At 64.0% G+C, this 14,253-nt stretch carries 12 protein-coding genes; 10 read left to right on the top strand and 2 right to left on the bottom strand.

The annotated features are described in order from the left end of the window. Positions 1 to 34: 34 nt before the first annotated feature. Together mgrA and FJ950_RS23345 are read left to right on the top strand one after the other, a co-directional pair. Positions 35 to 1,081, top strand: a complete 1,047-nt coding sequence (gene mgrA / locus FJ950_RS23350) for an L-glyceraldehyde 3-phosphate reductase (protein WP_140618906.1) — start codon at positions 35 to 37, stop codon at positions 1,079 to 1,081. 306 nt (positions 1,082 to 1,387) lie between these two features. After that, positions 1,388 to 1,792 (top strand): Fur family transcriptional regulator, encoded by a 405-nt coding sequence (locus FJ950_RS23345; RefSeq protein ID WP_015315682.1) that lies wholly within the window; start codon positions 1,388 to 1,390, stop codon positions 1,790 to 1,792. A gap of 17 nt (positions 1,793 to 1,809) precedes the next feature. Here FJ950_RS23345 and polA read toward each other — a convergent pair whose 3' ends face one another. Further along, a complete protein-coding gene (polA, locus tag FJ950_RS23340) occupies positions 1,810 to 4,767 on the bottom strand; it encodes a DNA polymerase I (RefSeq protein ID WP_181171409.1) in 2,958 nt (985 codons plus the stop codon). Positions 4,768 to 5,194: 427 nt separating this feature from the next. Here polA and FJ950_RS23335 point away from each other — a divergent pair, with 427 nt between their 5' ends. From FJ950_RS23335 to FJ950_RS23300, 8 genes are all read left to right on the top strand, one after another. Continuing rightward, positions 5,195 to 6,580 (top strand): M20/M25/M40 family metallo-hydrolase, encoded by a 1,386-nt coding sequence (locus FJ950_RS23335; protein ID WP_023770650.1) that lies wholly within the window; start codon positions 5,195 to 5,197, stop codon positions 6,578 to 6,580. A 78-nt stretch (positions 6,581 to 6,658) separates the two neighbouring features. After that, on the top strand, positions 6,659 to 7,279 hold the full coding sequence (locus FJ950_RS23330) for a ribonuclease D (protein WP_140618902.1): 621 nt from the start codon (positions 6,659 to 6,661) through the stop codon (positions 7,277 to 7,279). A 13-nt stretch (positions 7,280 to 7,292) separates the two neighbouring features. Beyond that, positions 7,293 to 7,496 (top strand): hypothetical protein, encoded by a 204-nt coding sequence (locus FJ950_RS23325; protein WP_023770648.1) that lies wholly within the window; start codon positions 7,293 to 7,295, stop codon positions 7,494 to 7,496. A gap of 108 nt (positions 7,497 to 7,604) precedes the next feature. Beyond that, entirely contained in the window at positions 7,605 to 7,859 is a 255-nt protein-coding gene (locus FJ950_RS23320) for a GlsB/YeaQ/YmgE family stress response membrane protein (protein ID WP_140618900.1), read from the top strand. A 25-nt stretch (positions 7,860 to 7,884) separates the two neighbouring features. Continuing rightward, complete coding sequence (locus tag FJ950_RS23315; RefSeq protein ID WP_015315688.1) at positions 7,885 to 8,031, top strand: hypothetical protein; 147 nt, start codon at positions 7,885 to 7,887, stop codon at positions 8,029 to 8,031. A gap of 26 nt (positions 8,032 to 8,057) precedes the next feature. After that, the gene (locus FJ950_RS23310; protein WP_140618898.1) at positions 8,058 to 8,972 is read left to right on the top strand and encodes a hypothetical protein; all 915 of its coding nucleotides are present in this window, start codon (positions 8,058 to 8,060) and stop codon (positions 8,970 to 8,972) included. A gap of 256 nt (positions 8,973 to 9,228) precedes the next feature. Continuing rightward, positions 9,229 to 11,502 carry a transglycosylase domain-containing protein gene (locus tag FJ950_RS23305; protein WP_140618896.1) on the top strand — a complete coding sequence of 758 codons (2,274 nt, stop codon included), beginning with the start codon at positions 9,229 to 9,231 and terminating at the stop codon, positions 11,500 to 11,502. Positions 11,503 to 11,580: 78 nt separating this feature from the next. Further along, entirely contained in the window at positions 11,581 to 12,333 is a 753-nt protein-coding gene (locus FJ950_RS23300) for an SDR family oxidoreductase (protein WP_015315691.1), read from the top strand. A gap of 93 nt (positions 12,334 to 12,426) precedes the next feature. On the opposite strand, the gene FJ950_RS23295 is transcribed toward FJ950_RS23300, so the two are convergent. Then, the gene (locus FJ950_RS23295; RefSeq protein ID WP_140618894.1) at positions 12,427 to 14,211 is read right to left on the bottom strand and encodes a cation:proton antiporter; all 1,785 of its coding nucleotides are present in this window, start codon (positions 14,209 to 14,211) and stop codon (positions 12,427 to 12,429) included. Between the last annotated feature and the right edge of the window lie 42 nt (positions 14,212 to 14,253).

Below are 14,253 nucleotides of genomic sequence, written 5' to 3'. Positions count from 1 at the left end.
CGGTGCCTGTCCGTTCAGATTCGAGGATTTCCCCATGCCCTATATCGCCGCTGAAAACCGCTACGAGAAAATGATCTACAACCGCTGCGGTCGGTCCGGCCTCAAGCTGCCGGCGATCTCGCTCGGGCTGTGGCACAATTTCGGCGACGACACGCCGCATCGGACCAAGCAGGCGATCGTGCGAAAGGCCTTCGATCTTGGCATCACCCATTTCGACCTCGCCAACAATTATGGGCCGCCGCCCGGCTCGGCCGAGACGGCTTTCGGCGAGATACTGCGTACTGATTTTGCCGCCTATCGCGACGAACTGATCATCTCGACCAAGGCCGGCTACGAAATGTGGGCCGGCCCCTACGGCGAATGGGGCGGGCGCAAATACATGCTGGCCAGCCTCGACCAGAGCCTGAAGCGCATGGGCCTCGACTATGTCGACATCTTCTATTCGCACCGCTTCGATCCCGATACGCCGCTCGAAGAAACCATGGGCGCGCTCGACCATGCGGTGCGTTCGGGCAAGGCGCTCTACGCCGGCATCTCGTCCTACAATTCGCAGCGCACCCGCGAGGCCGCCGACATATTGAGGCAACTCGGTACGCCCTGCGTCATCCATCAGCCGAGCTATTCGATGCTGAACCGCTGGGTCGAGGAGGACGGACTGCTCGACACGCTCGAGGGGCTCGACGTCGGCTCCATCGTGTTCTCGCCGCTGGCGCAAGGCATGCTGACCGACAAATATCTCGGCGGCATTCCCGATGGCAGCCGGGCCTCCCAAGGCAAGTCGCTCAAGACAGCTTTCATCAACGACCGCACCATTGCCAACATCAAGGCGCTCAACGCGATCGCCGGTAAGCGCAGCCAGACGCTGGCCCAAATGGCCTTGGCCTGGGTGCTGCGCAGGGGCCGGGTTACTTCGGCGCTGATCGGCGCCAGCCGGCCCGAGCAGGTCGAGGATTGCGTCGGGGCGCTGAAGGTGCTCGACTTCAGCGACGCCGAACTGGCCGAAATCGATACATACGCGCGCGAGTCCGATATCAACCTGTGGGCTGCTTCCGCCGAACGCAAAGGCCCGCCGAGGAAATAGCTGAAGCCGGCTAATAAAGGCTGGCGGAATTGCTCGCGCCGGCCTTCGCGGATGAAGTCCAGTCAGGGCGTGGCCGGCCTCCCTGAGGCGGCGTTGATCGCCGCGTGGGTCGGCAGGCCAATGGTGCCTGGCACACCCTTGGCTACCCTCGTCGAGATTTCTGCCAATGTGCCCGCGCGTCATCGATTGGCCCGGGACAACAACAGAAGAGTAGCAAAGAGGGCGGTTCGTCGCTATCTGAATGGGATCGGGCCGTTTGCACGCGCGGACAGCCCGCCAACGGCGCAAGACAAGTGGAACAGGACCATGGCGGCAAGGGATGTGCTGACGAAAAACCAGTTGTGCGTGCTCGAGAAACTCGAGATCGCCAGCGGGCCGCTCAGCGCCTACACCTTGCTCGATCAGCTTCGCGAGCGCGGTTTTCGCGCCCCGTTGCAGGTCTATCGCGCGCTCGACACGCTGGTGAAATCAGGCTTCGTGCACCGGCTGGAAAGCATCAACTCCTTCGTCGCCTGCGCCGAGCCGCACGACCACAGCCACTCGATGACCGCCTTCGCCATCTGCGATACTTGCGGGCAGGTGACCGAAATGTCCGATCACGACGTCGACCACCGGCTGAACGAATGGGTCAACTCGACCGGCTTCGCCGCCAAGAAGGCGGTGATCGAATTTCGCGGGACCTGCGCGAAATGTTTGGCGCAAGCGGCCTGAGGGCCTTCGCCAGCGCGTCAGTGTGCCTCGTCCCAGTTGCTGGCGGCCCGCGCGTCGACATGCAGCGGCACCGACATCGAGACCGCCGGCATCGCCGCGTTTTCCATGACATGGCGCACGACGGGGATCGTCGCCTCGACTTCGGCCTCGACCGTTTCGAAGATCAGTTCGTCATGCACCTGCAGGAGCATGCGGGCCGACAGCCTGGCCTTGTCCAAGGCTTCCTCCATGCGGATCATGGCGCGGCGGATGATGTCGGCGGCGGTGCCTTGCAGGCGGGCGTTGATCGAGGCGCGCTCGTTGAACGCGCGCAGCGACGGGTTCGAGGACCTGATGTCGGGATAGTGGATGCGGCGGCCGAAGATCGTTTCGACGAAGCCGTGCTCGCGGGCATAGGCCTTGGTCTCCTCGATATAATCGCGGATGCCGGGAAAGCGCTCGAAGTATTTCTTGATGTAGGCGCTCGCCTCCTCGCGCGGGATCGACAGCTGGTTGGCGAGACCGAAGGCCGAGATGCCATAGATGATGCCGAAATTGATCGCCTTGGCACGGCGGCGCACTTCCGACGGCATACCCTCCACGGGCACGTTGAACATTTCAGACGCTGTGATGGCGTGGATGTCGGCGCCATCCGCAAAGGCCTGCCGCAATTGCGGGATTTCAGCGACATGGGCGAGCACGCGCAGTTCGATCTGGCTGTAGTCGGCTGACACCAGCCGGAGGCTCTTGTCGGTGATGAAGGCGGTCCGGATCTTGCGGCCTTCAGCCGTGCGCACCGGAATGTTCTGCAGGTTCGGGTCGGAAGACGACAGACGGCCCGTCGTCGTCGCGGCGAGCGCGTAGGAGGTGTGGACGCGTTTCGTGTCGGGATTGACGAAGCCGGGCAGGGCGTCGGTGTAGGTCGATTTCAGCTTGGTCAGCTGGCGCCAATCGACGATCTTACGCGGCAGTTCGTGCCCTTCCGCGGCAAGGTCTTCGAGCAGCTGCGCCGAGGTCGACCACTGGCCGGTCTTGGTCTTGGAGCCGCCGGGCAGGCCCATGCGGCCGAACAATATGTCGCCGAGCTGCTTGGGTGAGCCGATGTTGATGCGCTCGCCGATGAGCAGGTAGATTTCCTCCTCGAGCCGGGCCGCACCTTGCGCCAGTTCCCCCGACAGCCGCGACAGGATCTGCCGGTCGACCGAAATGCCGCGCTGTTCCATGCGCGCCAGCACCGGCACCAGTGGCCGCTCCAGGCGTTCATAGACCGAGACCAGGCCCTTGGCGGCAAGCCGGGGCTTCAGCACCCGCCACAGCCGCAACGTCACGTCGGCATCCTCGGCGGCGTGAGCGGTCGCCCTGTCGATATCGACCTGGTCAAAACCGACAGAGTTCTTGCCGGAACCGGTCACGTCCTTGAGTTGAAGGGGTTTATGGCCAAGCCATTTGTCGGCAAGGGCATCCATGCCGTGGCCATGCGGCGTGCCGGCGTCGAGCACGTAGGAGATCAGCATGGTGTCGTCGAACGGCGCGACATCGATGCCGTAGCGGCTCAGGATGACCAGATCATATTTCAGGTTCTGCGCGATCTTCAGCACCGACCTGTCCTCGAACAGGGGTTTGAGGACCGCCAGAGCCTCGCGAAGCGGAACCTGGTTTTCGAGCGTGCCGCCGCCAAGCAGGTCGCCATTGCCGCTCTTGTGGGCGAAGGGAATATAGCCGGCGCGGCCAGGCGCTGTGGCCATGGCCAAGCCGATCAGTTCGGCCTGCATCGGATCGGTCGAGGTGGCCCTGACGTCGAAGGCAGCGATACCGGCCTCCCGCGCCTCCGCGACCCAGGCTTTCAGCGTCGCGATATCGCGGATGCACTGATAGGCCGCGGTATCGATCTTGGCGGTCGCCGCTCTCTCCAGCCGCAATGCGGCCAGGAGGGAAGGGGTGTCACCTTGTTTTGGCGTCTCCGTCGTCTCGATTTCAGCAGCCTGGCCAGGCTCGGAGCCCGTCCCGTTCCGGGCAACGGGCGGTGTTCCGGCGCCGACATCGGGGCCATGGGCGTTATCGGCGCGTTCGACGGGCACCGCGACGGCCTGGACGTCGCCGGCCTCGGTGCCGGTCGCTTCCGCCACACGGCGCGTCAGCGAGGTGAATTCCATGGTCTTGAGGAAGCCGATCAGCTTTGGTCCGTCGGGGGCATGCAGGACGAAATCGTCCAATCCTTCTGCCACCGGCACATCGTTCTTCAGCGTCACCAGCTGGCGCGAGATGCGCGCCTTGTCGGCGTTGGCGATGATCGATTCCCGCCTTTTTTCCTGCTTGATCTCGCCGGCGCGGGCGAGCAATCCGTCGAGGTCGCCGAACTGCTCGAGCAGTTGCGCCGCGGTCTTTGGCCCGATGCCGGGCACGCCAGGCACATTGTCGACTGAGTCGCCCGTCAGCGCCTGCAGGTCGATCATCTTTTCCGGCGGCACGCCCCATTTCTCGACGACTTCGGGGATGCCGATCTGCCGGTCCTTCATCGGGTCGTACATGCCGACCGTTTCGCCAACCAGCTGCATCAGATCCTTGTCGGAGGAGATGATGGTGGTGTCGCCGCCGGCCTCGCAGGCCAGCCGGCAATAGGTGGCGATGAGATCGTCGGCCTCGAAGCCTTCCATCTCGACGCAGGGCAGGTTGAACGCCCTGGTCGCCTGGCGGATCAGGCCGAACTGCGGGATCAGATCCTCGGGCGGCGCCGAACGGTTGGCCTTGTATTCGGGATAGAGGTCGTTGCGGAAGGTTTTCGAGGAATAGTCGAAGATGACGGCGAAATGCGTCGGCACAATGCCCACATCGGTGTTGCGGGCGTCCTGCATCAGCTTCCACAGCATGTTGCAGAAGCCGGAAACGGCACCGACCGGCAGGCCGTCCGACTTGCGGGTCAGCGGCGGCAGCGCGTGATAGGCGCGGAAGATGTAGCCGGAGCCATCGATGAGAAAGAGATGATCGCCTTTTTTCATGCGGGCAGGGATAGCGCGGCGCGATGGCTTGGTCCATGCCAAAGACAGCGCCAGATACAACACCCTGACAGATCGCGACCCTGACGGATCGGAGGCATACAGGCCCGCTCACGGGCACGTTACAAAAGTGTAACGTTGACGCCCTTGAATCGCCACGTTCACAGACCCAAATAGACGTCATCGGCAGTTTTCGCCGAAGTCCGGAGCAAGGCCCGTCCCCCGCCTATACCGGACAATTGCGGCAGCCTATCCCCCCTCTCCGGGCTGCCGCATCGTTTCGAGTAAAAGGCCGCCGTGGTTCCCCCTCCACCACGGCGGCATTTTTTTGCCCGCGGCGGCCATCCGGGTCGTGGTCCAATCGTCCCGGGCTTTTCGTTTCGCCGCTCTGCCTTTACGGTTCCGGCACTGAACCGAAAGGCTATTGCAAATGTCCGCAGTCTCCCCCGTCCTCGACCGTCTCGACAAGAATCTCGACCAGAGCCTGGAACGGCTCTTCGGCCTGCTCGGGATCAAGTCGATCTCCACCGATCCAGCCTACGCCGCCGACTGCCGCAAGGCGGCGGAGTGGCTGGTGGCGGAACTCAAACTGATCGGCTTCGACGCCAGTGTGCGCGACACGCCCGGCCACCCGATGGTGGTTGCGCATCATGATGGGCCGGCTGGCGCGCCGCATGTGCTGTTCTACGGCCACTACGACGTGCAGCCGGTCGACCCGATCGAATTGTGGGAAAACGATCCCTTCGCCCCCGCGATCAAGGAGGTGGGACCTGGTCACAAGATCATCACCGGGCGCGGCTCGGCCGACGACAAGGGCCAGCTGATGACCTTCGTCGAGGCATGCCGTGCCTGGAAACAGGTGCACGGCAGCCTGCCGTGCCGGGTCACCATCCTGTTCGAAGGCGAGGAGGAATCCGGCTCGCCCTCGCTGAAGCCGTTCCTCGAGGCCAATGCCGAGGAGCTGAAGGCCGACTTCGCGCTGGTCTGCGATACCAGCATGTGGGACCGCGACACGCCGTCGATCTGCGTCGGGCTACGCGGTCTGGTCGGCGAGGAGATCACGGTGAAGGCCGCCGACCGCGACCTGCATTCGGGCCTGTATGGCGGGGCTGCCGCCAACCCGATCCGCATCCTGGCCAAGGTGCTGGCCGACATCCACGACAAGGACGGCCATATCACCATCCCGGGCTTCTATGACGGCGTCGAGGAAACGCCCTCGCAGGTGCTGAAATCATGGGAGACGCTGGGCGAGACGGCCGAGACCTTCCTCGGGCCTGTCGGCTTGTCGATCCCATCGGGCGAAAAAGGCCGCTCGGTGCTGGAACTGACCTGGGCGCGACCCACCGCCGAATTCAACGGCATCATCGGCGGCTATACCGGCAAGGGTTTCAAGACGGTCATCGCGGCGGAAGCCTCGGCAAAGGTCTCGTTCCGCCTTGTCCACAAGCAGGATCCGGCCAAGATCCGCGCGGCCTTCCAGAAATTCGTCAAGGAACGCATCCCGGCCGATTGTACGGTCGAATTCCATGCTCATGGCGGCTCACCGGCAATCCAGCTCTCTTACGACTCGCCCTTCCTGGCCAAGGCCAAGACGGCGCTTTCCGACGAATGGCCAAAGCCCGCGGTGACGACCGGCAGCGGCGGCTCCATTCCGGTGGTGGGCGACTTTCAGACCTATCTCGGCATGGAATCGCTGCTGGTCGGGTTCGGCCTCGATGACGACCGCATCCACTCGCCCAACGAGAAATACGAGCTCAGCTCCTTCCACAAGGGCCAGCGCTCCTGGGCGCGCATTCTGGATGCGCTGACACGCTGAGCGCGGAAAACACGTTTTCTTGTTGATTTTTCACCGGATCGCGGCGAGGACGGGTAACGCCGCGACCCGGAGAAAACGATGAGCGATATCCGCTTCCATAAAAACGATCTGCCCGACCTTTCGCATTACGATGTCGCGGCGGTGGCGATCGATACGGAAACGCTTGGCCTCAACCCGCACCGAGACCGGCTCTGCGTGGTGCAGATCTCGCCTGGCGACGGCAGCGCCGATGTCATCCAGATCGCGCCGGGCCAGAAGGAAGCACCAAACCTGGTCAAGCTGCTGGCAAACGACAGGGTGACCAAGCTGTTCCACTACGGTCGCTTCGACCTCGCCGTGCTCTACCACGCGTTTGGCGTGATGGCCGAGCCGGTGTTCTGCACCAAGATCGCCTCGCGGCTGACGCGCACCTACACCGACCGGCACGGGCTGAAGGACATCTGTTTCGAGCTTCTCGGCGTCGGTCTGTCCAAGGCGCAGCAATCGTCGGATTGGGCGGCCGAAACGCTGTCGCCCGAACAGCTCGAATACGCCGCCTCCGATGTGCTCTATCTGCATCGTTTGCGCGATGCGCTGGCGGGACGGCTGGCGCGCGAGGGCCGGACGAAGGAGGCGGACGCCTGTTTCCGCTTCCTGCCGACGCGGGCCAAGCTTGACCTGATGGGCTGGGGCGAAGAGGATATCTTCGCTCACAGTTGAGAAAAGGGATGAAATGGCGGACAGAAAGCCGATATCGACTGCGCCGACCGACGGCTCCAAGGTCACCGTCACCTGGAAGGACAGCGACGGCGTCCTCAATGAATCCATAGCGCAATACCGCGACGGCGGCTGGTGGGTCTACACCGACAGCCATACCCAGAAGAAGGTCGAGCCGACCAGCTGGCGGCCCGCTGCCAGCGACGACGACGACCAGTGAGCGCCGCTGGCGAGGCCGGCTGCTTTCGACTAGCCTGAAGCCGTTGATATCGGGGCCGATTCGGGGCCTTCCGCTCCGCATCCGCCCTCTTGCACGGAGGAACCCGCCATGGACGTCGAAAGCCTTCTCGTCTTCATCCTCATCGGTGCCATCGCCGGCTGGCTCGCCGGTCTCATCGTTTCGGGTTTCGGCTTCGGCCTGATCGGCAACATCATCGTCGGCATTATCGGCGCGTTCATCGCCGGCTGGCTGTTTCCGCGCATCGGCTTCTCGATCGGTGGTGGCATCATCGCCTCCATAATCCACGCCACGATCGGCGCCATCATCCTTTTGGTTCTGGTCAGGGTGCTGAAACGAGCCTGAGGTTCGGCACGACAAAAGGCGCGCCATGAAGCAGAATACGCTCTATCTCATCATTGGCGCGCTCATCGTCGTGGTCGTCGCGCTGGGCGTCTACGTCTACCGCGAGCAGGCCAGGCCGAAAGGCGTCGAACTCAAGATCGACGACAAGGGCATTTCAATCCAGCAGAACTGAACCCGCCGGGATCCAGGAGCGTGACATTGGGGGCTTCCGACGCGTGGCAGAGCGGAGAGCGGCCCAGGATTACCGTGGCGGAATGGGAGAGGCTGAACCGGCCGCCACGACGCGAGGCGTGGCTGCGCTATTACTGGCGGACTTTTCGCTTCCTGAGGACATCCGCGCCGGTCAGCGAATTGCAGGGACGACAGCAATCGTTCCGTGACGCGGTCGTCGCCAGCGTTGCCTTCAACCGGCCTGATGTGATCGCATGGCAGATCCACCTCGTGCGCAGACACCTGGCCGAGCACGAGAGCTATATCGTCTTCGACAACAGCAAGAAGGAGGAGGCGAGGGAAGCCATCCGCGACCTCTGCCTGCGCCAGCACGTCCCCTATGTAGCGTTGCCGAGAAACAGGCTGACGGTCAGCAGATCGCACGGCCAGGCGCTCAACTGGATCGTGCGCAATTTCATGACCGGCTTGGCCCCGAAGGTCTTCGGCTTCATCGACCATGACATCTTTCCGACGGAATCTTTTTCAATCCGCGACCGGCTGAAGGGCAAGAGCGTTTACGGCAGTGTCCGGCGCGACACTCCGACGCCGGGCGGCTGGTTCTTGTGGCCGGCCTTCTGTTTTTTCGACGGAAGCCTGTTGCGGCAGCGGCTGGATTTCGCGCCGAGCTACAAATTCCGTATGGACTCAGGTGGCGGCAACTGGCCGCTGCTCTACCGCACGATCGACCAGGCGCTGGTCAGATTTACTGAGAACAAGTTGCTGCGCTGCGGCGAGGGCGATGACGAGCACGAGGATTTCTTCATGTCGGTCGACGGCTGGCTGCATGTAACCAATGCCTCGAACTGGCGAAGGCAGCCGGTTGACAGGCGCGAACAACTTGTCGCCTTGTTGCGGCAAGCTGCGGGTCCTGACCATCTGGATGTGAAGTTCGAGCCGATCTAGAAGGATCGGGGTCCGTCGACCGCTCGAACAATGTCGTTGCGGTCACCTGCGAGGAGCAGGCGCTGGCCTTCTATCCGTCGGTCGATTGTCGGAACGGCAGGCTCGGGGATCGAGCCAGGCGTCGGAGAGAAGAGGATTAACAAATTCCTAACGGAATTCAGAGGTTTGGCCGAAGGCCTGCTTAACCCGCCCTTAAATCGCCGCATCTACTCTTCAACCCGAGCGCCATTGGCACCGGGGACATCAAGCGCAGCGCATGGCGAACCGCAGAGACAGTCGCATCGAGCCCAGCTTCGAGGGACCGCCGCGAGCGAGATCCCAGACGGGTCTTTCGGTGAGCGAGGAGGACCGCGTCGTGCCGAGCAACCGCAAAGCCTCCGCCAAACGCAAATCATCGAAGGCGAAATCGCCGCGGGGGAGGCGCGGCGGAGGCAGGCGCGGGCTGTTCGGCGTGCTCGGCCGGCTGTTCTACTGGTGCTTCGTGCTCGCCATCTGGGGCGGCATCGCGGTGGCCGGCGTCGTCATCTACTACGGCGCCAAGATGCCGGCGGCCACGACCTGGTCGATCCCCGATCGTGCGCCCAACATCAAGATCGTCTCGGCCGATGGACAATTGCTCGCCAATCGCGGCATGAGCGGCGGCGAGGCGGTCGGCCTGCACGAAATGTCCCCCTATATTCCCGAGGCGGTGATCGCCATCGAGGACCGCCGTTTCTATTCGCATTTCGGTGTCGATCCGATCGGCCTGTCGCGCGCCATGGTCACCAACCTCATCGGCGGGCATTTCTCGCAAGGCGGTTCGACGCTGACGCAGCAATTGGCCAAGAACCTGTTCCTGACGCCGGATCGTACGCTGGAGCGTAAAGTGCAGGAGGTGCTGCTGGCCCTATGGCTCGAGCACAAGCACAGCAAGGACCAGATACTCGAAATGTACCTCAACCGGGTCTATTTCGGCTCCGGCGCCTATGGCGTCGAGGCGGCCTCGCGGCGCTATTTCGGCAAGAGCGCGCGCGACGTCACGCTGTCCGAAGCCGCCCTGCTTGCCGGCCTCTTGAAAGCGCCCTCGCGGCTGTCGCCGGCGCGCGATCCCAAGGCCGCCGAGGAGCGTTCGCAGCTGGTGCTCGGCGCCATGCGCGAGGAGGGCAAGATCAGCGAAAAGGAGCTGAAAACGGCGCTCAGCGCGCCGGCGACGCGCTCGCCATCCTACTGGACCGGTTCGGAAAACTATGTCGCCGACACCATCATGGAAGAATTGCCCGACCTGATCGGCGACGTGCGCGGCGATATCGTGATCGATTCTACCGTTGACCTGAACCTGCAGAAGCTCGCCGAAAAATCGATCCGCCGGCTGATCGACGACAGCGGCAAGAAGCTCAACGTCACCCAGGGCGCGCTGGTGTCGATCGACGATTCCGGCGCGGTACGCGCCATGGTCGGCGGCTACGACTATTCGACCAGCCAGTTCGACCGTGCCTCGGAGGCGCGCCGGCAGCCGGGCTCGGCGTTCAAGCCGTTTGTCTATATGGCGGCACTTGAGGCCGGCCGCACGCCTGACAGCATCCGCAACGATGCGCCGATCAAGATCGGCAACTGGACGCCGGACAATTACGGCGGCAAGTACTTTGGCAAGGTCACCTTGGCGACAGCGCTGGCAAAATCGCTGAACTCGGTTGCCGCGCAGCTGACCATGGAAGTCGGCCCGAACGCGGTGGTGGAAGCCGCGCACCGCATGGGCATCCAGTCCGACCTGCAGGCCAACACCTCGATCGCGCTCGGCACCTCGGAAGTGACGCCATTGGAGCTGACTTCGGCCTATGTGCCCTTCGCCAATGGCGGCTACAAGCCGGACATCCATTTCATCCGCCGCGTGACGACGTCAGACGGCAAGGTGCTCTACGACAGCGCCGGCGGCAGCGCACCGCGCGTGATCAAGCCCGAGATCGTCGGCATGATGAATTCGATGATGACCGGCACGGTCGAGGTCGGCACCGCCAGGAAGGCGGCTTTCGCCTGGCCGTCGGCCGGCAAGACCGGCACCAGCCAGAATTCGCGCGACGCCTGGTTCGTCGGCTACACCGCCAATCTGACCACCGGCGTATGGTTCGGCAATGATGACGGCACGGCGATGAAGAAGGTCACCGGCGGCGCGCTGCCGGCGCAGGCCTGGCACGAATTCATGGTCGCCGCGCATGAGGGCGTGCCGGTGCGGCCGCTGCCCGGCACCTGGAAATCGACGCCGGCCGACACCATCGTCCCCGACGAGATTCCCTCTGCCAGCAACAACCAGCCGGCACCGGTTCCGTCGGCGTCCGTCGGCCAGCAGGCGCCAGCCGCGCAGGCTGCGGCACAGGTGACGCCAGGGCCGGTCCGTGCGGCGCGGCCTGCCCAGACCGTCGATGCCGATGGCTTCGATATGCCGGCGGATGACGGCACCACCGCTTCGGTCGGACATCCGGTGCCGCCAGGCAGCGTCGGCGGTCGGCTCAAGAAACGGCAGACGTCGATCCTGGATATCCTTGGCGGCGGCTGAGCAGCCGGCTGGCGGCGTCAATCCGCCTCTCGCCACCTCGGCGGCATTCGGCTACATGTCCAGCCCGGAGACCGCGACATGACCGAGACCGATACCAGAAAAACCATCGTGCTGACCGGCGCCAGCCGCGGTATCGGCCATGCCACTGTCAAGCGCTTTTCGCGCGAGGGCTGGCGCGTCATCACCTGCTCACGCCAGGCCTTTGCCGAGGATTGCCCGTGGCCGGCCGGTCCCGAGGATCACATCAAGGTCGACCTCGCCGATCAGGAAGATGTCGGTATTGCGGTCTCGGAAATCCGCCATCGGCTGGAATCCCATGGTGGCCAGTTACACGCGCTGGTCAACAATGCAGGCATTTCGCCCAAGCTCAAGGACGGCAACAGCCGCATGAACTCGATCGACACGCCGATGCATGTCTGGCGCGACGTGTTCCAGGTCAATTTCTTCGCGCCGATCATGCTGGCGCGCGGCCTGTTCAAGGAATTGGCGGCGGCCAAGGGCTCGATCGTCAATGTGACGTCGATCGCCGGCACCCGCGTGCATCCCTTCGCCGGCACCGCCTATGCGACGTCGAAGGCCGCGCTCGGCTCGCTGACGCGCGAGATGGCGCATGATTTCGGCCCGCACGGCATCCGCGTCAACGCCATCGCGCCAGGCGAGATCGACACCGCGATCCTGTCGCCGGGCACGGAAAAAATCGTCGAGACCATCCCACTGCGGCGCCTGGGCACCACGGCTGAGGTGGCCGACATCATCTTCTTCCTGTGCTCGAGCCAAGCGTCCTACGTGACCGGCTCGGAAATCCACATCAATGGCGGCCAGCACGTGTGAACTGATCGAGCCAAGGCCCGCTCATCTGGCCAGGGTGACAAGCCTTCGCAGTTCATTCGTGGCTTGATCAACGCGCCTGTGGGCAGCGCCGGCTCAGGCAGCGGACGGTTCAGCGACCCGCAGCTTGTGGCCAAGCACCTCTTCGACAATGCCGCGCGCGATCTCGCGTTCGCCCATGATCACCGTATCGGCGCCGAGCCCCTTGAGATGCTCGACCTCGGCATCCGAATGGGCGCGGGCGACGACGTTGATGTTGGGATTGGCGGCGCGTGCCCGGAGCACGATCTGGCCGGCCTCGAACGCGTTGGGAATGGCAAGGATCAGCCGCGTGGCGCCTTCGGGATTGGCGGCGGCGAAGACTTCGGCGTTGGCGGCGTTGCCGGCGACGGTTTCGATGCCGTCCGTTTTCAGCTTCGCCAGCGTCTTGTCGGCATCCTCGATGACCAGGAAAGGCCGTGCTGCTTCTTTCAACGCGGCGCCGACGAGGCCGCCGACGCGGCCGTAGCCGATCAGGATAGCATGACCGGTGAGCGCCGTCCTTGGTGGCGGGCCGTCTTCCTTTTTGGGCGCTACGGCGACCGAGGCGACATGGCCCGGTTCCGTCGCAGGGGCAACCGGCTTGGCGTCCGCCGGCGGCGCCGTCCTGGCGGCGCGGGCCTCGAGCCACGGCTTCATCCAGTCGATGACCAGGAACATCAGCGGATTGAGCACGATCGACAGGATGGCGCCGGCCAGGATGAGGTCCCGTCCCTGTTCGGGCAGAAGTTTCAGCCCGACGCCGAGTTCGGCCAGGATGAAGGAGAATTCGCCGATCTGGGCAAGGCTGGCCGAAATCATCAAGGCCGTGGCCAGCGGATAGCCGAAGGCGACGACGATGACGAACGCCGCCAGCGACTTGCCGATGACGATGATGGCCAGCGTCGCCAGGATCGGCAGGCCGTTGCTGAACAGGCTGAACGGGTCGAACAGCATGCCGACGGAGACGAAGAACAGCACCGAGAAAGCATCTCGCAGCGGCAGCGATTCTTCCGCGGCACGGTGGCTGAGCTCGGATTCGCTCATGATCATGCCGGCGAAGAAGGCGCCCAGCGCCAGCGAGACGCCGAACAGTTTTGCCGCGCCGAAGGCGACGCCGAGCGCTATTGCCAGCACCGAGAGGCGGAACAGTTCGCGCGACCCGGTATGGGCGACATAGTGCAGGATCCAGGGAATGACCCTGCGGCCGACCACCAGCATGACGACGACGAAGGCGGCGACCTTCGCCAGCGTGACGCCGACGACACCCCAGATGCCGTAACTGGCCGGCAGCGCCAGCAGGCCGCTCGAATGGGCATCGGCCTGTTCCTGGCCGCCGAGTACGCCGGCAAGGGCCGGCAACAGCACCAGCGCCAGCACCATGGCCAGATCCTCGACGATAAGCCAGCCAACGGCGATGCGGCCGCGCTCGGTCTCGATCAAGCGGCGTTCCTGAAGCGCGCGCAGCAGCACCACGGTCGAGGCGACCGATAGCGCCAGGCCAAACACCACGCCCGCCCCCATCGACCAGCCGAGCATCCAGGACAGCCCGGCGCCGAGCGCCGTGGCAAAGCCGATCTGGACAATGGCGCCCGGCACGGCAATGGCGCGGACCGACAGAAGGTCCTTCAACGAAAAATGCAGGCCGACGCCGAACATCAGGAGGATGACGCCGATTTCGGCCAATTCGTTGGCAAGGCCGGCGTCGGCGACAAAACCGGGTGTGTTCGGCCCAACCAGCACGCCGGCTACGAGATAGCCGACCAGTGGCGGAATGCGGAACCGATTGGCGAGGGCGCCGAAGACGAAAGCCAGCCCCAGACCGGCGACGATGGTGGCGATAAGGGGCGTGTCATGCGGCATTGTCTATGGAGCGCCTTTCAAGCCAGCGATGTCGGATATGCG

The organism is Mesorhizobium sp. B2-3-14 (genome assembly GCF_006442175.1).
GTDB classification, from domain to species: domain Bacteria; phylum Pseudomonadota; class Alphaproteobacteria; order Rhizobiales; family Rhizobiaceae; genus Mesorhizobium; species Mesorhizobium australicum.
This window is presented reverse-complemented; position numbering and strand designations above follow the sequence as displayed.